This window comes from Stenotrophomonas sp. 22385 (assembly GCF_052045085.1).
Classification (GTDB): Bacteria; Pseudomonadota; Gammaproteobacteria; order Xanthomonadales; family Xanthomonadaceae; genus Stenotrophomonas.
Genome location: NZ_JBQEOG010000001.1, coordinates 335,282 through 355,658, shown reverse-complemented (window position 1 = coordinate 355,658; position 20,377 = coordinate 335,282). Strand labels below are relative to the sequence as shown.

The window sequence follows — 20,377 nt, the reverse complement described above, 5'->3', positions numbered from 1 at the left end:
GGGGGGGGGGGGGGGGGGGGGGGGGGGCCCCCCCCCCCCCCCCCCCCCCCCCCCCCCCCCCCGACCGTAGAGCCACGCCCTGCGTGGCTGGCTTTCACGGCCCCCACCCCCAGTTGAACGCTCGGATCCAAGGGGCTGGAACCGCCAAAGCCCCACCCGCATATCGTTCCGGCCCACCCCGGCAAAGCGCGATGACGGTCACAGGACGATTCTTTCCAACCGGTGCCTGTCGCCCCGCGACGATAGGGGTACACTGCCGGCCGTGAGCGTCCAGGCATCCATCGGACGCACCGCTGGCCGCACATGCGGCCACGAGGCAGCAGACGCGGACCAGGCCCCCAGCCCTGTCCAGGTTCAACCCCTCCGGCCCTGCCGGGTGCACTCCAAAACGAGAGACCAAGATGAGCGACAAGGTTGTACATGTCGGCGATGCCGACTTCGATAGCACCGTACTGAATTCCAAGGAACCGGTCCTGGTCGATTTCTGGGCCGAATGGTGTGGTCCCTGCAAGATGATCGCCCCGGCGCTGGACGAACTGGCCGACGCCTACAACGGCCGCGCCAGAATCGTGAAGGTCAACGTGGACAACAACCGTGCGCTTGCGGCCAAGTACCACGTGCGCTCGATCCCGTACCTGGTGGTGTTCAAGGGCGGTGAGAAGGTCGGCGAGCAGATCGGTGCCGTCGGCAAGGCCCAGCTGGCTGGCCTGCTGGACAAGGCGTTGGCCTGAGCCACCCGGCAGCCGGCCACCCTCCGGCTGCCGCGCGGGCCCACGCCCGCATGAATGACCCTGCCCCACCCGGCTTGCGCATCGCCGCGAGCCGGTGTTAGTGTCGGCACATCCGGCCGCATTCGCGCGCCGCATCTTCTGGACGACGTCTCTTTCCAGAATCCCTTCCCAACAACGTTCGCCGCCCCTGCCGGGCGCTCGCACCTTCCAGCGAGGAATTCAGCACTTGTCCGATATCACTACGTCCGAACCCGGGAGCGCCGACGCGCCCGCCGAGAAGCGCGTGCGCAAGCCGCGCGTCGCCAAGGCCGCTGCCAGCAGCGCCGACACCGGGTCTTCTCCCGAACAGAACGCACTGCCCCTGGCTGCCGCGCCCGCCGCGCCGGCGCCGGCTGCACCCGCAGCACCGCAGCAGGCACCGCAGGCACCGGCTGCATCCGGCGGCGACGCCCCTTCCACGCAGGGCGGTGGCCAGGACGCCGGCGACGGCGGCCAACGCAACAACAACAACAACCCGCAGGGCGGCCAGAACCCGTACCAGCAGGGCCAGGGCCAGGGCCAGGGTCAGAACCAAGGCCAGAACCAGGGCCAGGGCCAGGGCAACCGCCGCGATCGTTTCCGCAATCGCCGTGACCGCGACCGCAATCGCGGTGGTGGTGGTGGCGGCGGTGGTGGCTACCGCGATGACGGCATGCCGCAGGACAATGGCGAGCAGCAGCCGTTCGTGCGCAGCCAGCAGGCCAACGTGCCCGAGGGCTTCCCGGTCTACTCGCTGAGCGACCTCAAGCGCATGCCGGCCCAGAAGCTGCTGGAAATCGCCGAGCAGCTGCAGATCTCCGAAGGGGTGGCCCGCGCCCGCAAGCAGGACGTGATCTTCGCCCTGCTCAAGGTGCTCACCCGCCATGGCGACGGCGTTGCCGCCGACGGCGTGCTGGAAATCCTGCCGGACGGCTTCGGTTTCCTGCGCGCGGCTGAAGCCAGCTACCTGGCTGGCCCGGACGATACCTACATTTCGCCGAGCCAGATCCGCCGCTTCAACCTGCGCACCGGCGATCACCTGTCCGGCCGCATCCGCTTCCCGAAGGACGGCGAGCGCTACTTCGCGCTGTCGATCGTCGACACCATCAATGGTGAGCCGCTGGAAGCGTCCAAGAACAAGGTGCTGTTCGAGAACCTTACCCCGCTGTTCCCGCGCAAGCGCTTTACCCTGGAACGTGGCAACGGTTCGTCCGAAGACATCACCGGCCGCATCATGGATCTGATGGCACCGCAGGGTAAGGGCCAGCGTGCGCTGATCGTCTCCCCGCCGAAGGCTGGCAAGACCATGCTGATGCAGCAGGTGGCGACGGCGATCACCACCAATCATCCGGACGTGCACATGATCGTGCTGCTCATCGACGAGCGCCCGGAAGAAGTGACCGAAATGCAGCGCACCGTTCGCGGCGAAGTCATCAGCTCCACCTTCGACGAACCGGCCGCACGCCACGTGCAGGTTGCCGAAATGGTGATCGAGCGCGCCAAGCGCCTGGTGGAACACAAGAAGGACGTGGTGATCCTGCTCGACTCGATCACCCGCCTGGCACGTGCCTACAACAATGTGGTGCCCAGCTCCGGCAAGGTGCTTACCGGTGGTGTGGACGCCAACGCCCTGCACCGCCCGAAGCGCTTCTTCGGCGCCGCGCGCAACGTTGAAGAAGGCGGCAGCCTGACCATCATCGCCACCGCGCTGGTCGACACCGGCAGCAAGATGGACGAAGTGATCTACGAAGAGTTCAAGGGCACCGGCAACAGCGAAGTGCACCTGAACCGTCGCATCGCCGAAAAGCGTGTTTACCCGGCCATCGACATCAATCGTTCGGGCACCCGCCGCGAAGACCTGTTGATCGAGCCGGAGCTGCTGCAGAAGATCTGGATCCTGCGCAAGCTGCTGCACCCGATGGACGAAATCGCCGCGATGGAGTTCCTGCTGGACAAGATGAAGAACACCAAGTCCAACGACGAGTTCTTCGGTTCGATGAAGCGCTGACCGGCGCCGAGATCGAAACAGAAAAAGGCCCCGCACTGCGGGGCCTTTTTCATGCAGACCGGTAGGTACCGGCCGTTGCTCGGTACACCTCAAGGTTGCATCCTATCCATCAACGGCCCGAACTGCGGCGCAACCAACCCCGCTACCGGCTCCGCCACAGCCTCCACCGCGTCCACGGCAGTGTCCTCCGCAGCGTCCGGAGCCGCTGGTTCCGGACCTCCCCAATCCAACCCGATCCCGGCTCTGATCACCGTGGACACCGCCACCAGGATCAACAGCGATGCCCCACCCAGGACGTGAACAAGTGTCATAGCCGGCTCCCCGCGTGCGTATGACCCGCACACTACGCAGCACGCGGCAGCCTTCCTTTGAATCTGTTCCTAAAACGCCAAGCGGGTGGCGCCGGCGGCTCGCCGGCGCCGCACATCACCTGCACGCCACCACACCCTCGGCCTTGTCGGCCTTCGTCGCCACCCGTATCTGGGTGAACGCCGCCGCGAACGGCTTGTCCGCGCTGACCACGAACGGGGCGTCCACCGCGCCCAGGTCGACGCCCTTGCTGGCGAAGCAGGCCAACGGAATGGTCACGGTTCGCTTCTGCCCCGCGGTGAGTGTTGCCAGCGCCGGGGCGATATCCACGCCGCCCTCGCAGCCGGTGCCGCACTGCATGGTCACCGTGACCGGCGAAACGGGCTGATGCTGCACCATCACGTCGAACTGCAACGCGCCGTCGCTGCGCGCCAGAGCGCCCAGGTTGCGCCGCGAGGTGCTGCGCGCGATCAGCTGCGCCGGGGCCAGCCAGGTGACTTCGCGGGCGTCCTGCTGGGTGTTGATCTGCACCGTGCGCACGTCGGCGACCGGCGTGGCGGTGGGCCAGCGCAGGCGCGCGTTGAGATCATTGCCGAGCGGCTGGGTGGCGCCGCCGGCCGCGATGTGCAGGGAGAACGGCGCGGTATCCACGCGGTTGAAGATCGGCAGCGTCGTCACTACGCCGCAATGGTCCGGGTTGGCTTCGGGCAGGCGCGCGACCTGCGCCGGCTTTGCGTAGCTCAGGCCATAGCCGAATTTGAACAGGTCCGGGCGCTTCGGGTCCGGGCGGTCGATCGGTGCCGGGCACGGCACGCCGGGCCATGGGAAGCTGAGCCGGCCGTGGAAGTCATGCGCGGGCCTGCCGTCCTTGCCAGCCACCAGCACGTCGGTGATGCCCTTGCCTTCGGTTCCGGGCAGCCACGCGGCAACGAACGCCTGCGACAGGTTGAGCAGGTCGTTGGTGTACATCGGGCGACCGGAGAAGTACACGGTGACCAGTGGCTTGCCGGTGGCGGCGGCGGCCTTGAGCACGGCCAGGTCCTGCGGCTGCGCACGGCTGTGGGTGAGCGTGTCCGAAGCGAGGATGTCGCCGTTGGTTTCGGCGTATGGCGTTTCACCGATCACCGCGACCACCACGTCGAATGCCGAGGCATCGATGCCCTTGGCATCGGCGCTGTAGGTCACCTGCTGCGTGCCCAGTTCGGCACGCAGCGCACCCAGCACCGAATCGGCATTGGGGAAATCGGCATTGGTGTTCTCGGTGCCCTGCCAGGTCAGCGACCAGCCACCGGCCTGGTCGGACAGGCTGTCGGCACTCTTGCCCACTACCAGCACGCGCGCATCGCGCTTGAGCGGGAGCACCGTGTTCTGGTTCTTCAGCAGCACCAGCGATTCGCGCACGGCTTCGCGCGCCAGTTCGCGGTGCTGCACGGCATCGGCGTCACCCGCGAAGCGGCTGTCGGACGGCTTGTGCTCGAACAGGCCCGCACGCAGCTTTACCCGCAGGATGCGGGTGACCGCATCGTCAATGCGTGTCATCGGAATCTCGCCGCTTTCCACCTGGGCGATGGTGTTGGCGATGAACGCCTTCCAGTCGTCGGGCACCATCACCATGTCTATGCCGGCGTTGATCGCCTGGGCGCAGCTGTCGTTGCGGCAGCCGGGCACCTGGGCGATGCCGTTCCAGTCGGAGACGACGAAGCCGTCAAAGCCCATCTTTTCCTTCAGCGCGCCGGTGAGCAGCGCCTGGCTGCCGTGCATCTTGCCGTAGTCCACGCCGCCGGCGCGGTCGTTCCAGCTGTTGAACGAGGCCATCACTGTCTGCACGCCTGCGCCCAGCGCACCGAAGTAGCCCTGGCCGTGCACGTTGATCATGGTGGCCTTGTCCACCGTGGCCTCGCCCTGATCGCGCCCGTTGTCGGTGGCCCCATCGCCGATATAGTGTTTGGCCGTGGCCACCACGTTGCCGGCGCTGGTGAAGCGGCCCTGCGCGCCCTTGACGTAGGCGGTGGCGTACTCGCGAACGATCGACGGGTCCGAGGAAAAGCTTTCGTAGGTACGTCCCCAGCGCGGGTCATGCGCGACTGCCAGCGTCGGCGCGAACACCCAGCCAATGCCGGTGGCACGGGTGGCGCTGCCGGTGGCGGCACCGATGCGCTCGATCAGCGCGGCATCGCGGGTGGCGCCCAGGCCGATGTTGTGCGGAAACAGCGTGGCGCCAAACACATTGCTGTGGCCGTGCACGGCATCGGTACCCCAGATCACCGGCACCGGGGTGCGCGCGTCAGTGGCCAGCGAAGCGGCGTGATAGGCGTCGGCCAGCTTCACCCAATCGGCCACACTCGCGTGCTTGTCCATGCCCGGCCACGAGCCGCCGCCATTGAGCACCGAGCCGATGTAGTAGGTACGCACCTGCTCCGGGGTGATCTGCTTGATCTCCGGCTGGGTCATCTGCCCGACCTTCTGGGCCAGGGTCATCTGCGCAAGGATGCTGCGCACGCGGCTTTCGATGGCCGGGTCGGAGCCGATCGCGCTGGTCACCTGCGGCCAGTCCTGCAGGTGCCCGGCAGCGGGCGCTGCGTGCGCCTGGGCGGCCAATGCCGTCAAGACACAGGCAGTAAGAAGAGTCTTCCGGGCGCTGCTCACGTGCATCTACCTCCAAGAGAATGTGCGGGTGATGGACCGGGCGCGCGCCGATTCGACGCCTCCGGTGACAGCGCTGTCATATAAGCCCGGCGGGGCGCTGTCAACCGTTCGGCAAACGGCTTGTCCTGGCCTCCCCGTCGTTGTTGGGCTGGCGCGGCCCGAGCGCGGCGCGGATCCGCAGTAGCTGTTGCAGCGCCGCATGGATGTCCAAGCCGTGCACGAATACCCCGCAACGTGGCACCATCCGCCTGCTTCGGTAATCCCGAAACGACACAGGCGCATTACCATCGGCAGCGGCCGGCCCGGCTCTCCAGGAGGATCCATCGCACCATGCGTAGTCGTATCGAGGATGTTGCCGCGGTCGCCGGCGTTTCGATCAAAACCGTGTCGCGCGTGCTCAACAACGAGCCGAACGTGCGGGTGGAAACGCGCGACCGCGTGCTCGCTGCGGTCTCGAGGCTGGGATACAAACCGAACCTGTCGGCGCGCAGCCTGGCCGGGCAGCGCTCGTATGCACTGGCGCTGGTCTACAACAATCCCTCGCGCAACTACCTGATGGAAATCCAGAACGGCATGCTTGAGGCCTGTCATGCCCATCACTACAACCTGATCCTGGGGCCGGTCGGGATCGGCCGGCGCACCCTGCCCGACCTCGCCGCACTGTTCGAAAATTCGAGGCCCGATGGCGTGGTGCTGATCCCGCCGCTCACCGATGATGCGGTGGTGCTGGCGTACCTGGAAGACAACGATATTCCGTTTTCCAGCATCGCACCGCGTCATCCCGAAGGGCGCATCGGCGTACGGATGGACGAAACCACCGCAGTGGTGGAACTGATCGGCCATCTGGTCGCACAGGGCCACCGTCGCATCGCCCACATCAAGGGCCCGCGCGCGCACGGCGCGTGCCAGTGGCGCCTGTCCGGCTACCGCCAGGCCCTTCGCGACGCGGGCATCGAGTACGACCCGGCGCTGGTGGCCAGTGGCCAGTTCTCGTTCGAATCGGGCATCGAGGCGGCCAACACGCTGCTGGACCTGCCCGATCCGCCTACCGCGATCTTCGCGGCCAACGACGACATGGCGGCCGCGGTGTTCCGGGTGGCTGGCCAGCGCGGCCTGCGCGTGCCGCGCGACCTTTCCGTGTGCGGCTTCGATGACACGCCCATTGCCGGGCACATCTACCCGGCCCTGACCACCGTGCGCCAGCCCACCGACACGATGGGCCGGCTGGCCACCGAGCAGCTGATCGAACGCATCCGCTCGCCAAAGGCCGGCCGCATGGTCACCGTGGACCATGCGGTGCTGGTGCGTGAATCCACCCAAGCACCGCGGCGACGGTAAGCGGTCAGGTGTAGCGGCGCGAGCCGCGCCATGCATAGAAGACGATGAACAGGTAGCACAGCATCGGCAGCAGGAACGATGCCTGCAGCCCGTAGTGGTCGGCCAACCAGCCCACGGCAAGCGGAACCACCGCGCCGCCCACGATCGCCATTACCAGCAGGCTCGACCCCTGCCCGGTGAGCGGGCCCAGGCCGCCGATGGCCAGCGCGAAGATGGTCGGGAACATGATCGAATTGAACAGACCCACGCTGACCACGCTCCACTTGGCCAGCTCGCCGGCACCGAGCATGGTCACCCCCAGCAGCCCCATCACCACCAGCGCAAAAAGCCCGAGCAGGCGACGCGGATCAAAGCGCGCCAGCAGGAAGGTGCCGACCAGCCGTCCCACCAGCGCGCCGCCCCAGTACAGCGACACATAGCGCGTGGCCTCCTGCTCGGTCAGTCCCTCACCGATGCCGGGCATGGACAGGAAGTTGACCAGCACGCTGCCGATCGAGACTTCCGCGCCCACGTAGAAGAAGATCGCCAGCACACCGAACGCCAGGTGCCTGTGGCGCAGCGCCGCGCCGAGCGTACCCTGCGCCTTGATGTCTTCAACCCCCGCAATGCTGGGCAGGCGGAACATCCAGATCGCCGCAGCCAGCACGAACAGCGCGATGGCCAGGCCGAAGTACGGGACCTGCACCGATTGTGCTTCAGCGGCGCGGTAGGCCAACGCCTCGGCCTGCGGAAGCAGCGCCAGCTGCTCGGCGCTGCGCGGTTCGGCCGCGAGGATGAGCAGGCCGCCGAACAGCGGCGCGATGGTGGTGCCCAGCGCGTTCATCGACTGGGCCAGCGTGAGTCGGCTGGAGCTGGTCTGCTCCGGCCCCAGCAGCGCCACATACGGGTTGGCAGCGACCTGCAGCACCGTAATACCCGTGGCCAGCACGAACAGCGCGCCAAGGAACAGCCCGTACACATGCAGCGCGGCGGCCGGCCAGAACAACAGCGCGCCCACCCCGGCAATCGCCAGCCCGGCCACGATGCCGCGCTTGTAGCCTACGGCGGCTACCAGCCGCCCCGCCGGCAGCGACATCAGGAAGTACGCGCCGAAGAAGGTGAACTGGATGAGCATCGCCTGTACCCAGGTCAGCGCGAAGGCGGCCTTGAGGTGCGGAATCAGGATGTCATTGAGGCAGGTGATGAAACCCCACATGAAGAAGATCGCCGTCACCACGGCCAGCGCCGTGCGAGTGCTCTGTACGGGTTGCCCGCGAACCACGGTGGAAGTGTCCATTGCCTGTCCTTCTGATGGGGATTGCCAGCCAAGCGGCGGCCAGACATGGAACCCGCTCGTGACCCGGTTGTCCAGCGCTGTCAGACAATCGGTCAGACAACACGACAGCACCCGGCGTCGACCCGAAACGGGGATTCGCGCAGTTTCGTTCTGCACTGCACAACGAACATGCCCCACTGAATCGGGCGCGTCACGTCCCTGCAAAACCGGGCTGAAACGCCCGCGTTGCAACGTTTGAGGGCTATGCAGCGAGCTGTCATTGGGCATGCAACGACACCGTGGGCGACAGAGGAGAGGATGCTCTTCATGGCACTTTGTTGACAACGCTGTCAGGCGTCGGCCCAATCCGCCCACATCGTTGTTGAATCGTGCCGTAGGACTGCCATTACCGATTTCCCTGGGGAGGGAGCTGCAATGAAGACGTACAAGGCCGTACCCCGCAAGGCAATGCTCACTTCCGCGCTGCTCGCCGTGTTGGCCGGGCCGGCGTGGGCCCAGGACACCACCCGGGATGGCGCCGCCTCGTCATCGAACGGGCTGGATCCAGCCACGCTCGATACGGTGCAGGTCACCGGCATACGTGGCAGCCTCACCTCATCCATGAACCTCAAGCGCGACAGCCAGGGCGTTGTGGACGGCATCGTGGCCGAGGACATCGGCAAGTTCCCCGATACCAACCTGGCCGAATCGCTGCAGCGCATCAGCGGTGTGTCGATCGACCGCACCTCCAGCGGCGAAGGCTCCAAGGTAACCGTGCGTGGCATCGGCCCCGACTTCAACCTGGTGCTGCTCAACGGCCGCCAGATGCCAGCGTCCAACCTGGGCAACGGTGGCGGCGGTCTGAACAGCTCACGCTCGTTCGATTTCGCCAACATCGCTTCGGAATCGATCTCGGCCGTGGAGGTGTTCAAGACCACCCGCGCAGACAATCCGACCGGTGGCATCGGCGCCACGATCAACGTCAAGACCCTGCGCCCGCTCGAATCGGCGCCGGTGGTCAGCGTGGGGCTGAAGGCGGTCAATGACACCTCCAACGACAACCTGCCGCGCACCCTGAAGGGATCGGACTTCACCGGCGAGCTGTCGGGCATCTTCAGCGACACGTATGCCGACGGTCGTTTCGGTGTGATGCTGAGCGGCAGCTACCAGGAGCGTGACTCGGGCTTCAACCAGGCCACCGTGGCAGAAGGCTGGGCCACCTTCAAAGGCGACAACACCACCGACTGGCGCGTGCTGCCGCAGCCGGGCCAGGGCTATGCCGACCGCATCCAGAACCGTCCCGGTCCGGATGATGTGTACGGCCGCCCGCAGAACACCGCCTACAACGTCAATGGCGTGCAGCGCCAGCGCACCAATGGCCAGGCCACCCTGCAGTGGAAGCCGGTCGACAACGTGACCACCACGCTGGACTACACCTACGTGGAGAACAAGGTGCAGCAGCAGCGCAGCGAGCTGTCGGTGTGGTTCAACTACGGCCCGGGCGACAGCATCTGGACCAACGGCCCGGTCGCCGCGCCGATCATCTACAGCGAAGACATGGTCAATTCGGACGTGTCGATGGGTGGCGCGCAGCTGGCCACCAAGAACGAGATGGACTCGCTGGGCTTCAACGTGGAATGGGACGTCAGCGATGCGTTGACCCTGTCCTTCGACGCCCACAACTCCACCGCCGAATCGCAGCCGGACAGCCCGTACGGCTCGGCCGGCGTGCTCGGCGTGGCCGCGTTCGTGCGCGGCAAGACCACCGTGGATTACAGCGGCGACCTGCCGATCATCAACATCGCGCTGCCGCCAGGCGGGGTGCAGGCGGCCGATGCGCTGGTCACCGGCTCGGTGTTCCAGAACAGCTACAACAAGTCCGAGGTGGAACAGTACCAGGGCCGCGGTACCTTCAAGTTCGCCGACTACTCCGCGTTGGACTTCGGCGTGGGCTACACCGACGTCAAGAACCGTTCGGCCTCGGCGATCATGCAGCGCAATACGTGGGGCGGCCTGGGCACCCCGGCTGACTACGATGACAGCATCTGGTACGCCGATGACATGGCCAGGTACTTCGATGCGTTCTCGGGGCACAACGATCCGCGCCTGACCGGCCAGTTCCTGGTGTTCGACTTCGACAGGCTGATCAACCGCGCCGCGCAGGTCGGCACCGCGTCCGACCCGGCCTGCCCGACCTGCTATTACGCGCCCACCGAATACTCCGAAGACATCCGCACCAACGAGAAGTCCAAGAGCGCGTTCCTGCAGTACCGCACCACCTTCGACTGGTCGATGCCGCTGAACGTGGCGGTCGGCGTGCGCTATGAGCAGACCGACGTGGATTCCACCGCGATGGTGCGCGTGCCCAACGGCATCAGCTGGAGCTCGGCCAACGAACTCAACATCGACTACGCCACCGAAAGCGGCTTCATCAGCGACAGCGGCAAGTACGATTACGTGCTGCCCAACCTGGACCTGAAGCTGGATATCAGCGATTCCCTGGCGCTGCGCGGCAGCTACAGCCGCAGCCTGGGCCGCCCCGGCTGGACCCAGATCCAGAGCGGGCAGACCCTGGCTGACATTGTGCGCACCCAGGGCGGCAGCGGGTCGCGTGGCAACCCGGCACTGGAGCCGCTGCTGTCGGACAACTTCGACCTGTCGCTGGAGTGGTACTACGGCGAATCCAGCTACGCCTCGGTGGGCTTCTTCCGCAAGAACATCAAGAACTTCATCAGCGACACCATCGTGCGCGAGAACACCGGCAACCTGCACACGCCCGTGGGCGGCGCGTACTGGAACGCGGCGCTGGCCGCCGGCTGCGGGGTGAGCGACATGCCCTGCATCCGCGACTACATCTTCACCAACTTCAACGGCCAGCCCGGCGTGACCGCCACCGGCACCAACTCGGCCGGCCAGCTCACCGGCACCATCGTCGGCCAGCCTGGCGACCCGATCGCCGGGTTCGACATCACCCTGCCGTCCAACCAGCGTTCGGATCATCTTGATGGCTGGGAAGTGGCGGTGCAGCACCTGTTCGGCCAATCCGGCTTCGGCCTGGCGGCGAACTACACCAAGGTGAAATCCGGGCTGACCTTCGACAACCTGAGCCTGGGCGACCAGTACCCGATGGTGGGGCTGAGCGATTCGGCCAACCTGGTGGCGTTCTACGACAAGCACAACTGGCAGATCCGTGCGGCCTACAACTGGCGCGAGAAGTTCCTCAACGGCATCGGCGGCCAAGGGCCCAACCCGAACTACACCGATGATTACGGCCAGCTCGACCTCAACATCAGCTACGCGGTCAGCGAACAGCTGTCGCTGAGCCTGGAGGCGATCAACCTCACGGACGAGACCATGCGCACCTACGCACGGCATACCAACATGCTGCGCTACGCCACCCAGACCGGTCCGCGCTACATGTTCGGGGTCCGCTACAAGTTCTGAGCAGCCGCGGTGTGGCGGGTCTACACTCGCCACACCGCCACCGCCCGCAAGCGACCCCGCCATGCCCGCACCCCCCGGCCCGATCGACGAAGTGCGCGACCTCGACCGCTACCGGCTGGCCGAGGTACTCCCTGGCTGGACCACGCCCAAGGTGATCCGCGGGCTGGTGGCGGACTGGCCGATGGTCAGCGCCGCACGCGACTCGGCCGAGGCCGCGGTTGCCCACCTCAAGCAGTACGACCACGGCACCCTGCCCGTTACCGCCACGACCGCGCCGCCCGAAGCGAAGGGCCGCATCTTCTACAACGCGGACATGAGCGGCTTCAACTTCCGCCGCGAGCAGGTCGCGCTGAAAGTAGCACTCGATACGCTGCTCAAGTACCGCAGCGCGTCCGATCCGCCCACCATCTACGTGGCCTCGACCACGCTGGACAGCTTCCTGCCCGGCTTCCGCCAGGACAACCCGCTGGCGCTGGGCGTGGACGAACCGCTGGCCAGCATCTGGATCGGCAACCGTTCGCGCATCGCCGCCCACCACGACGTGCCGGACAACCTGGCCTGCGTGGCCGCCGGCCGCCGCCGCGTCACCCTGTTTCCACCGGATCAGATCGGCAACCTGTACATCGGTCCGCTGGACTTCACCCCGGCCGGCCAGGCGGTGAGTCTGGTCGACTTCGCCGAACCGGACCTGGACCGTTTCCCGCGCTTTGCCCGGGCCATGGCCAGCGCGCAGGTGGCCGAGCTGGGCCCCGGCGATGCGGTGTTCATTCCCTCCCTGTGGTGGCACCACATGGAAGGGCTGGATGATTTCAACGTGCTGGTGAATTACTGGTGGCGCCCGGTACCGGCCTGGATGGACCCGCCCATGAACGCGCTGATGCTGTCATTGCTGGCGCTGCGCGGGCTGCCGCCGGCCCAGCGCCGCAGCTGGCAGGCACTGTTCGACCACTACGTGTTCGGCGCCGGCGGCGATGCCACCGCGCATATCCCGGAGGCCGCGCGCGGGGTGCTTGGCCCGTTGGACGGGGCGATGGCGGCCAACGTGCGCAGCGTGCTGCGCAAGCGGCTGGAACGCTGAGCGGGCATCGGCCGCTGCGACGGCCCACAGTGTTTTACCCACATCGCCTGTGAATCCGTGATAATCCGCGCCGAGATCCATCGTCCGCCCGGGGGTAGGGTGGCCGCATCCAGCGCGCCGTGAGGTGCACCGGCCCGGCGCCATGCAGTCCGCCTCTGACCGCTTCTTCGTTGCAGCCTCATCGGTAGGACCGGTTGGCGCAGCACCTTGCCGGTTGTTTCGTCCATGCCCCTGCTGTCGTCCCGCCTCAACCTGGGCAAGCTGATCCTGGCGCTTGCCCTGCTCAGCGCGCTGGTCGCCCTGGCCAATACCCTGCATGCCAGCTACCGCGTGCAACGCGACCAACTGATCGGCACCACCCTCGAATCCAACCGGGTCTACGCCAGCAAGCTGGCCGAGAGCACCGAGAACTTCGTGCTGTCAGCCCAGCAGCAGCTGGCCTATGCCGCCACCGGCCTGGGCCAGCGGGCGCACACCCGCGCCGAGCTGGAAGCCGAAGCGGCCCGCCTGCAGCTGCAGACCAACAGCTTCAACTCGGTGCTGATCGTGGACCCGGCCGGTACGGTGCTGGCCACCTCGCCGTTGAGCCTTGCCCTGCAGGGGGTGGTGCTCAACAGCCAGGGCAACAGCGAGGCGCTCAAGCGTCGCGAGCCGTACATCAGCGATCCCTACCAGTCGGCTACCGGCCGCCTGCTGATCGCCATCTCGCACCCGATCTTCGACGCGCAGGGCCAGTACAAGGGCTATGTGAGCGGCACCATCTACCTGCGCCAGCGCAGCATCCTGCAGAGCCTGCTGGGCAAGCACTATTACCGCGACGGCTCGTATCTGTACGTGGTCGACCGCAATGGCCGCATCCTGTACCACATCGAACCCGGCCGGGTGGGCCAGTTCGCGCTGGAGAACCCCGCGGTAAAGGCGGTCAGCCAGGGCCACTCGGGCGCACAGGAAGTGCGCAACAGCCACGGTGTGCTGATGCTGGCCGGCTACGCGCCGGTGCCCAGCGTCGGCTGGGGCGTGGTGGCCCAGCGCCCGACCGAGGCGACGCTGGCGCCGCTGGCGCGCTTGATGAAGGCGGTGATCTGGAATGCCATTCCGCTGGGCGTGCTGTCGCTGCTGGTCACCTGGTGGTTCGCCCGGCGCATTTCGCTGCCGCTGTGGCAGATGGCGCGCAACGTACAGAACCGCGATACCGGCATCGCCATCCGCCACGTGAACGGCATCAAGGCGTGGTACTACGAGGCCGCGCACCTCAAGCAGGCGCTGCTGTACAGCTTCAACCTGCTGCAGGACCGCATCGGCAAGCTCAACCGCGCCAGCATGACCGACCCGCTCACCAGCCTGCAGAACCGCCGTGGGCTGCAGGAAGGGCTGGAAGACTGGCAGGCACGCGGGCAGCCGTTCGGGATCATCGCGCTGGACATCGACCGCTTCAAGACCATCAACGACCGCTTCGGCCATGCGGTGGGCGATGCGGTGATCCTGCGCATCGCCCAGCTGATGCGCGACGATTCGCGCGATACCGACCTGCTGTGCCGCAATGGCGGCGAGGAGTTCCTGATCCTGCTGCCCGGCATCGACGTAACGGCCAGTGCGGGCATCGCCGAGCGCCTGCGGCTGCAGGTGGAAGCGGAAGTGTTCGAACAGGTCGGCACGGTGACGGTATCGCTGGGCGTGGCCCACTACCCGTCCTACCACGAAGACCCGCAGCAGGCGCTGCGGCTGGCCGACAAGGCGCTGTACATGGCCAAGGAACAGGGCCGCAATCGCACCGTGGTGTATCCGGCGCCGGACGGCCCCGGCAACGCCTGAACCCGGCACCGGATCGACGCGTCGCGTCGACCCGGTCGTTCAACGGCTCAACCGCCCAGCGGCGTCAGCAGGCGCGGGCCCTCATCCAGGTCGGCCATATAGATTCCGCCTGCGGTCAGCAGATCCGGTGCGGCATCCGCGCCGGCTTCGGAGGTGCGCCAGGGTGCACGCTCGCGCGGACCGGGGATGTAGGCTTCCCACGTGCCATAGGGCGTGCGTTCGCCCATCATGTAGCGCACCGGAATACGCACGTTCCAAGACTCGGCATCCTTGAACTTGCCGGTGGTCGGCGGGCGGAAGGTCCAGCTGCGAGCGGTGGAAACCGATGCACGGGCGAATTCGTTGCGGACCTGCCGCATCTGGTTTTCCTTGGCCACCACGCGCAGGTTCACCTGTTCGGCGAATACATCGTCCACGGTACCGTCGCGGCCTACCTTCACCAGCAGCAGCACTTCGCCCTTGGCGCGCAAGGCGGCCAGGTTCTTGGGATAGGTCGGCGCACGTACCTCGCTTGAGGTCACGCGGCTGGTGTCTTCCGGGTCGTATCGGGTGAAACTCGCTCCAGCCACGCGCACGGTGTCGCCCGCGCCTTCCGCGCTGGGCCGGGAGAGCAGGCGCAGGGTCACCGGGGTCTGCGTTGCGACCGCCCTGCCGCTCTCCAGAGCCGGCTGGAACTGCCATGCCTGCACCTGGCGCTGCACGAACGCGGCCAGATCGGCAGGCAGCTTGTCGGCATGGTCCAGCTGGAAGCCGGTGACGTGCCCGTCGGTACCGATATCGATCTTGCCGGTCAGCGTCATGCTGGCTTCGGCGGTCTCACGCACCGCACGCGCGGTCTGTGCAGCGGTGTCGCTTGTTGCGACCAGCCCGGTGCCGCCCAATGCGAGGGCCAACGCCAGAAAATGGGGATAACGCATCTCACCTGCTCCTTGTGGATGAACCCCGAGAATAGCCCAGTGATGTGTCAGGGGAAAATCATGCCAGGCGATGATGGGCTGCGTAGGGTGACGTATCGGGATAATCGCCGGCCGCGAAACGCGCCTGCAGTCCCTGCCACCAGTGCGGATCGAACAGGTGCGCATGGTGCTCACGCACGGCGGCAAGCTCGTCCGCGGGCAATCCCATGAAGGGCGCGAAGCGCTCGGGGAATACATCGCGTGGGCCCACGTGGAACCACGGTTCGTCCGCCATCGCTTCGTCGGCATTGCGCGGCGTGGGCCACGCGCGGAACACGCAGTCACTCACCAGGCACAGCTCGTCGTAGTCGTAGAACACCGCACGCCCGTGCCGCGACACGCCGAAGTTCTTCGGCAGCATGTCGCCCGGGAAGATGTTGTTGCGGGCCATGTCGGTGATCGCCTGCGCGTAATCCAGCGCGGCGGCAAGGCGCGCTTCGGCGGTCTGTTCACGCAGGTAAAGATTGAGCGGGCGGAACCGGCGCTGCACGTAGCACAGCGCGATCACCAGCGAATCGCCGTCTTCACGTACGCTGGCTGCGCACTGGGTGAGCAGCTCTTCGCGCAGCGCCGGCGAGAACCGGGCCCTGGGAAAGCGGAGATGGCGGTAGGGTTGCGCATCCAGCAGGCGCCCGACGCGATCCAGGTTGAACACCAGCGCGTACTTTTCCTCCACCTGGTGCCGGGTCATGGTCTTGGGCCAGGCGAAGCGGTCGCGGATCAGCTTGAACACCAGCGGGTAACTGGGCAGCGTGAATACCGCCATGACCATGCCGGGGGTGCCATCGGCATGCACCAGCTGTTCGTCGGGATGCTCCTGGAAATGGCGGAAGAAGGTACGGTACCGCTCGGTCTTGCCTTGCTTGGCGCGGCCCAGCACGGTGTAGATCTCATCGATGGGCTTGGCCGGCAGCAGGCTGCGCAGGAACACCACCGCATCGCCGACCGTGGCCAGGTCGGCCTGGAAGTAGCTGCGCGACACGCCGAACAGGTGCGCCACGTCGCGGCGCCGGGTCAGCACGGCTTCGGCGCGCAGGCCGTTGCCGTCGTTGACCAGCGCGATCACGCAGGGGGAGAAGCGGTGTTCGCCGAACACGCGCCCCACCAGGTAGGCACGACGCTCGCGGTAGAACACGGTATCGAGCAGCTCGATGCTGCGTACGGGTTGTGTCCCCCAATGCTGCAGATCATCCTGGAGGCGCACGGCAATGGCCGCCGCACAGCGCAACTGGTGTGCGTAAGGAACGTCGAAGCGGTAGTCCCCCAGCACCCGCATGAAGGCCTCGGCCGGCCGCGTCGCCGACAGCGCGTAGGTATGCCGCGCGACCGGGTGGGTGATGGCATCGGACGGCTCCACATCCATCGCCATGAACTCCACCGCCGCATCCACGCCTTCCGTGGCGAACAGGCGGCGGGCCAGCGTGTTGTAGAAGGTTTTGTACAGCTCGGCGTCGATCAACCCGGAAACCAGGCCCGCATAGGCACTTCGGATATGCAGCCATAGGGTGCGCTCACCGACGGCCTCACGCGCCGCCCGCCGCAGCACATCCACGGTTTCGGCGACGCAGCGGTCATAGAGTCCGATACGCTCCACCGCATCCTGCCGCGCCCCGTTCCAGTCGCGGGTCTCAAAGCGCACCCGCGCGCGGCGGGTCACCCCGGCAAAGCGCGCGTGGTAATCCTCGAAACCATCGCGGATCCGCGCCGCCAGCCGCGCGGCCAACGCATCGTCATCAGGGGATTGGGCAACAGGCATGCAGGGCAACCGGAAGAACCTACCCCACGATAGTAGTGCCGGCCCATGGCCGGCAAGCCCGGCGGCGCGCAATGTCGCCGCCCGTCATGCTCAGGCCGCAGCCTGCACGCCAGCCTTTCCGACTGAACCTGCGGACGCCTCCACCAAGAGGATGCGCACACGGTTGCGACGGCACTGCACGGTACCGCCATAGGCCAGGGTACGCCCGGTCAGCCGCTCGATCGCCAGTCGCATGGTCGATTCGGAGAGGCGGGCCTCGGAATCGATGAGCCCGACGCTGGCAACAATGCCGCGATAGCCTCGCATACGCCCGCAACGGGCCCGGATCTGGATCTGGCCCGCCTCGTGCTTGAGCAACAGCGAGGCAGCTTCCACCATCGTGCGGTACGCGGCCAGCTGCAGACCCATGCTCAACTGGCAGGGATCACCGACCAGTCGGGGGCTCGACATCCTGTTGGTCTGGTTCCAAGCCTCGTTGATTCCACCAATCTGCAATGCCAGATAGAGACCTACATGTTCCAACGAGGTTGGATAGACCATGCTGGTCTCTCCCCGGAACTGACGCGAGTTCGACACCGATATGCGCAACAGACTCTTTGCAAGCCCGGGATGACCACTGGTCTCCAACACATCGGCAATCTGACTGAGAGTATGGTCCAACCCCTCACCCAGATTGCGCATGCTCAATGCCCTTTCGCGAAGGTCCATTTCGCTTGCCAAGTGAGATGATCTGACATGCTTGATAGCCAGCTCTCTGTCCCGGCTTCCAATGCGGTAGCGATGATAGTACTGGGTAATACTGGAACCCAGAGCAAGAAGCGCAGTTCCTGCTACGGCCATGATCTGCTGTGTGACAAAGGTATCGTAATCGAAGGAGTAGCGCGTGGACGCCGGCGTGGTCAGCCCGATTACGAGATTGATAAGGGGTACTCCGACGGCGCGCCCCGCCATCCGTGCATGCATGTCAACGCAATAACAGGAAGAGCCATGACCAGCTGCAACGTGGTCTTTGCACCCGCCAGCGAGGACGGCAACGCTGCAACCAGTAGACCCATAGCTAACAGCAATGCGAGTAATAGGGCGCTGGGCCAGATCAGCGCCCGATTCAACTCCCGCCCTTTTCTGTGTATCCAAAGTAGCGCCAACGGCGCAAGCGTCAGTATTCCGAGATAGTCTCCAATAGAGTAGCGGACTAGGCTGGTCAGGAAGGGGACTGGCAGCGGAACCGGCCAAAGCACGTATGAGAAAACAACATTTATGGTTGTAGCCGATAAGGCGGAAACAGCAGCCACTGACAGCATCCAAACGTCAGCCCTATCGCGCAGCAGGCGAGCATGAAGCTTCATAACAAGCGCGACCACAGGCATCAGGCAGGCCGAACCTGCAATTACCCAGGCGAGCCCGTACTTCTCGATGAGCGGGTAGCGCATTTGGGCGAAGTAGGCGTACTCACCAAGAATCAGATAGACCCATAACCTGGGTGGACAGACAAGCAACGCTGCGACGCGAACGCCTGCGGGAAGATAGAACTGATCCAGAGATAGCTGCCGGGTCGCCCAGCACGCCACTGCATACACTGCCGAAAGTGCAATCCCTTGTGGGTGAATTCTGAAATCAAGTCGGACACCCTGTCTCCACCAATCCAATCGCACGCTTCACTCCTCCTTCCAATCCTGCTTCGAATTGACGCAGGCACTTGGCGGCGGAACGTTAGCCATACAATCGAGCTGGTGCAAACGGCTATACGGCTCGATTTCGACAAATCAGCACTGTGCGTCCACACGATTTTGATGGCCATCACATACAAACAATGACCGTCGACATGATCAAGTTCGCAATCGCTTTCGCTTCGTACTCGCACCAACGTGGGGAGGCGTTCAAGTCGATTGATCGACCAACAATACTTTCGTCCCGTTCCTAGATCGGTCAGGCGCCGCTATCCACCCACTTCCATCGAGCGCGGCGCACACGTCGCCACCGCGCTTCCTCCAAGTTCTGTACCGGGGACGCGAGTCGCGACGTCCTTCGGCCGCGAGAGTTGATGATTCGGAGATCTTTCAATGGCGCGGACCTGCGTGATCAGTAGCCTTTCATGCACCAACCAACTGGTCTAAAGCAGTGAGAATCCCGTGAACTCCCTCTCGAAAGCAATCTGCTTCTTCGCTTCGTTAATTGTCATGCCCGCACCCACGGCCCTTGCTCAGCACGAGAACCACGGATCCGAACAGGCAAGGCTTGGGCTAGGTCAATCGCTCCCGGAGGCGAAGAATCAGAGTCTGCATCCCGCCTGGCGCCTGTACGCTTTCGACCGCGACGGAATTACCTACTATCAGGTCAATGACAGTAGGGATCGTGTGCACATCGTCATCGCGAAGGCGAACGATGTGTTCTGGAGACTTCCCGCCGGAGATGCCAGCGCCAAGATATCGCTTCCATCGTCGCCTTCACGAACCTTGCCTGGCGCGGCGCCGCTCTACATATACAGAGATTCGGAGTTCGCCTTGATGCTCCATCAAGATCGTCCCAACCACATGTGGTCAGTAGAACTATCAAACTGAGCAGGGTTCGCGGGAGCGCAGCGCCTGCGTCGCTCTACACTTGTGAAAGCGTAGAGCGACACCGGCCACTTGCCGCGCGGCCTACGGCATCCTTCCGGATTACAGCGCCAATGACGCCTCAACGTCCTGCACCCGGCGGCGTGCCAGCGCCAGGTTGGACTTGTTGCGGTCGAGCACCAGGTACAGGAACAGGCCCTTCTGCTTCGCGACCGGGCGCATGATGTGGTACGCCTTGCCCAGCGAGATCAGGATGTCCTCGATGGTGTCGTTGAGGTTCAACGACGCGGCGGTCTTCATCTTCGCGCGGATCACTTCGGTGTTGCCCGCTGCCGCCACTTCCATGTCCATGCCCGAGCCGGCTTCGCCCAGCAGCATGCCGCTTTCATAGTCCACCAGTGCCACCGCCTGCGCGCCGTCGATGGTCATCAGCGCGCTCAAGGTTTCGCTCACACCTGCCATATTGCACCC

The 20,377-nt window shown here is 65.4% G+C and carries 14 protein-coding genes; 7 read left to right on the top strand and 7 right to left on the bottom strand.

Translation table 11 applies throughout. From position 1 onward, the window contains the following. Positions 1 to 401 precede the first annotated feature (401 nt). Together trxA and rho are read left to right on the top strand one after the other, a co-directional pair. Positions 402 to 731 (top strand): thioredoxin, encoded by a 330-nt coding sequence (gene trxA / locus ACTJI4_RS01480; protein ID WP_392922822.1) that lies wholly within the window; start codon positions 402 to 404, stop codon positions 729 to 731. Positions 732 to 957: 226 nt separating this feature from the next. Continuing rightward, positions 958 to 2,757, top strand: a complete 1,800-nt coding sequence (gene rho, locus ACTJI4_RS01475) for a transcription termination factor Rho (RefSeq protein WP_440868320.1) — start codon at positions 958 to 960, stop codon at positions 2,755 to 2,757. 426 nt (positions 2,758 to 3,183) lie between these two features. On the opposite strand, the gene ACTJI4_RS01470 is transcribed toward rho, so the two are convergent. Then, positions 3,184 to 5,712 (bottom strand): glycoside hydrolase family 3 N-terminal domain-containing protein, encoded by a 2,529-nt coding sequence (locus tag ACTJI4_RS01470; protein WP_440868319.1) that lies wholly within the window; start codon positions 5,710 to 5,712, stop codon positions 3,184 to 3,186. A gap of 330 nt (positions 5,713 to 6,042) precedes the next feature. Between ACTJI4_RS01470 and ACTJI4_RS01465 the strand changes: the two genes are divergently transcribed. Continuing rightward, positions 6,043 to 7,050, top strand: coding sequence for a LacI family DNA-binding transcriptional regulator (locus ACTJI4_RS01465; RefSeq protein ID WP_392922813.1), 1,008 nt, complete (start codon positions 6,043 to 6,045; stop codon positions 7,048 to 7,050). 4 nt (positions 7,051 to 7,054) lie between these two features. On the opposite strand, the gene ACTJI4_RS01460 is transcribed toward ACTJI4_RS01465, so the two are convergent. Beyond that, positions 7,055 to 8,326, bottom strand: a complete 1,272-nt coding sequence (locus ACTJI4_RS01460; RefSeq protein ID WP_392922810.1) for a sugar MFS transporter — start codon at positions 8,324 to 8,326, stop codon at positions 7,055 to 7,057. Between the two features lie 414 nt (positions 8,327 to 8,740). On the opposite strand from ACTJI4_RS01460, the gene ACTJI4_RS01455 reads away from it, so the two are divergent. From ACTJI4_RS01455 to ACTJI4_RS01445, 3 genes are all read left to right on the top strand, one after another. Further along, positions 8,741 to 11,749, top strand: coding sequence for a TonB-dependent receptor (locus ACTJI4_RS01455; RefSeq protein ID WP_392922807.1), 3,009 nt, complete (start codon positions 8,741 to 8,743; stop codon positions 11,747 to 11,749). Positions 11,750 to 11,810: 61 nt separating this feature from the next. Continuing rightward, positions 11,811 to 12,827, top strand: a complete 1,017-nt coding sequence (locus ACTJI4_RS01450) for a cupin-like domain-containing protein (RefSeq protein ID WP_440868318.1) — start codon at positions 11,811 to 11,813, stop codon at positions 12,825 to 12,827. 225 nt (positions 12,828 to 13,052) lie between these two features. Continuing rightward, a complete protein-coding gene (locus ACTJI4_RS01445; protein ID WP_392922800.1) occupies positions 13,053 to 14,639 on the top strand; it encodes a sensor domain-containing diguanylate cyclase in 1,587 nt (528 codons plus the stop codon). A 47-nt stretch (positions 14,640 to 14,686) separates the two neighbouring features. Here ACTJI4_RS01445 and ACTJI4_RS01440 read toward each other — a convergent pair whose 3' ends face one another. The 4 genes from ACTJI4_RS01440 to ACTJI4_RS01425 form a co-directional block, all read right to left on the bottom strand. Next, entirely contained in the window at positions 14,687 to 15,556 is an 870-nt protein-coding gene (locus ACTJI4_RS01440) for an energy transducer TonB (RefSeq protein ID WP_440868317.1), read from the bottom strand. Between the two features lie 58 nt (positions 15,557 to 15,614). Continuing rightward, positions 15,615 to 17,351, bottom strand: a complete 1,737-nt coding sequence (gene aceK, locus ACTJI4_RS01435; RefSeq protein WP_440868316.1) for a bifunctional isocitrate dehydrogenase kinase/phosphatase — start codon at positions 17,349 to 17,351, stop codon at positions 15,615 to 15,617. A gap of 90 nt (positions 17,352 to 17,441) precedes the next feature. After that, on the bottom strand, positions 17,442 to 18,302 hold the full coding sequence (locus tag ACTJI4_RS01430) for a hypothetical protein (protein ID WP_440868315.1): 861 nt from the start codon (positions 18,300 to 18,302) through the stop codon (positions 17,442 to 17,444). Next, on the bottom strand, positions 18,260 to 19,003 hold the full coding sequence (locus ACTJI4_RS01425) for an MASE1 domain-containing protein (RefSeq protein ID WP_440868314.1): 744 nt from the start codon (positions 19,001 to 19,003) through the stop codon (positions 18,260 to 18,262). Before ACTJI4_RS01425 ends, ACTJI4_RS01430 begins: the two co-directional genes overlap by 43 nt. 477 nt (positions 19,004 to 19,480) lie before the next feature. Between ACTJI4_RS01425 and ACTJI4_RS01420 the strand changes: the two genes are divergently transcribed. Next, positions 19,481 to 19,909 carry a hypothetical protein gene (locus ACTJI4_RS01420; RefSeq protein ID WP_392922789.1) on the top strand — a complete coding sequence of 143 codons (429 nt, stop codon included), beginning with the start codon at positions 19,481 to 19,483 and terminating at the stop codon, positions 19,907 to 19,909. Between the two features lie 99 nt (positions 19,910 to 20,008). On the opposite strand, the gene ACTJI4_RS01415 is transcribed toward ACTJI4_RS01420, so the two are convergent. Next, positions 20,009 to 20,368, bottom strand: coding sequence for a hypothetical protein (locus tag ACTJI4_RS01415; protein WP_392922786.1), 360 nt, complete (start codon positions 20,366 to 20,368; stop codon positions 20,009 to 20,011). Positions 20,369 to 20,377: the final 9 nt, after the last annotated feature.

Excerpts from the sequence above, each read along its gene's own strand:
- trxA (WP_392922822.1), top strand. The coding sequence starts at position 402 with ATGAGCGACAAGGTTGTACATGTCGGCGATGCCGACTTCGATAGCACC.
- ACTJI4_RS01465 (WP_392922813.1), top strand. The coding sequence starts at position 6,043 with ATGCGTAGTCGTATCGAGGATGTTGCCGCGGTCGCCGGCGTTTCGATC.
- ACTJI4_RS01460 (WP_392922810.1), bottom strand. The coding sequence starts at position 8,326 with ATGGACACTTCCACCGTGGTTCGCGGGCAACCCGTACAGAGCACTCGC.
- ACTJI4_RS01455 (WP_392922807.1), top strand. The coding sequence starts at position 8,741 with ATGAAGACGTACAAGGCCGTACCCCGCAAGGCAATGCTCACTTCCGCG.
- ACTJI4_RS01450 (WP_440868318.1), top strand. The coding sequence starts at position 11,811 with ATGCCCGCACCCCCCGGCCCGATCGACGAAGTGCGCGACCTCGACCGC.
- ACTJI4_RS01445 (WP_392922800.1), top strand. The coding sequence starts at position 13,053 with ATGCCCCTGCTGTCGTCCCGCCTCAACCTGGGCAAGCTGATCCTGGCG.
- ACTJI4_RS01440 (WP_440868317.1), bottom strand. The coding sequence starts at position 15,556 with ATGCGTTATCCCCATTTTCTGGCGTTGGCCCTCGCATTGGGCGGCACC.
- aceK (WP_440868316.1), bottom strand. The coding sequence starts at position 17,351 with ATGCCTGTTGCCCAATCCCCTGATGACGATGCGTTGGCCGCGCGGCTG.
- ACTJI4_RS01430 (WP_440868315.1), bottom strand. The coding sequence starts at position 18,302 with ATGGCGGGGCGCGCCGTCGGAGTACCCCTTATCAATCTCGTAATCGGG.
- ACTJI4_RS01415 (WP_392922786.1), bottom strand. The coding sequence starts at position 20,368 with ATGGCAGGTGTGAGCGAAACCTTGAGCGCGCTGATGACCATCGACGGC.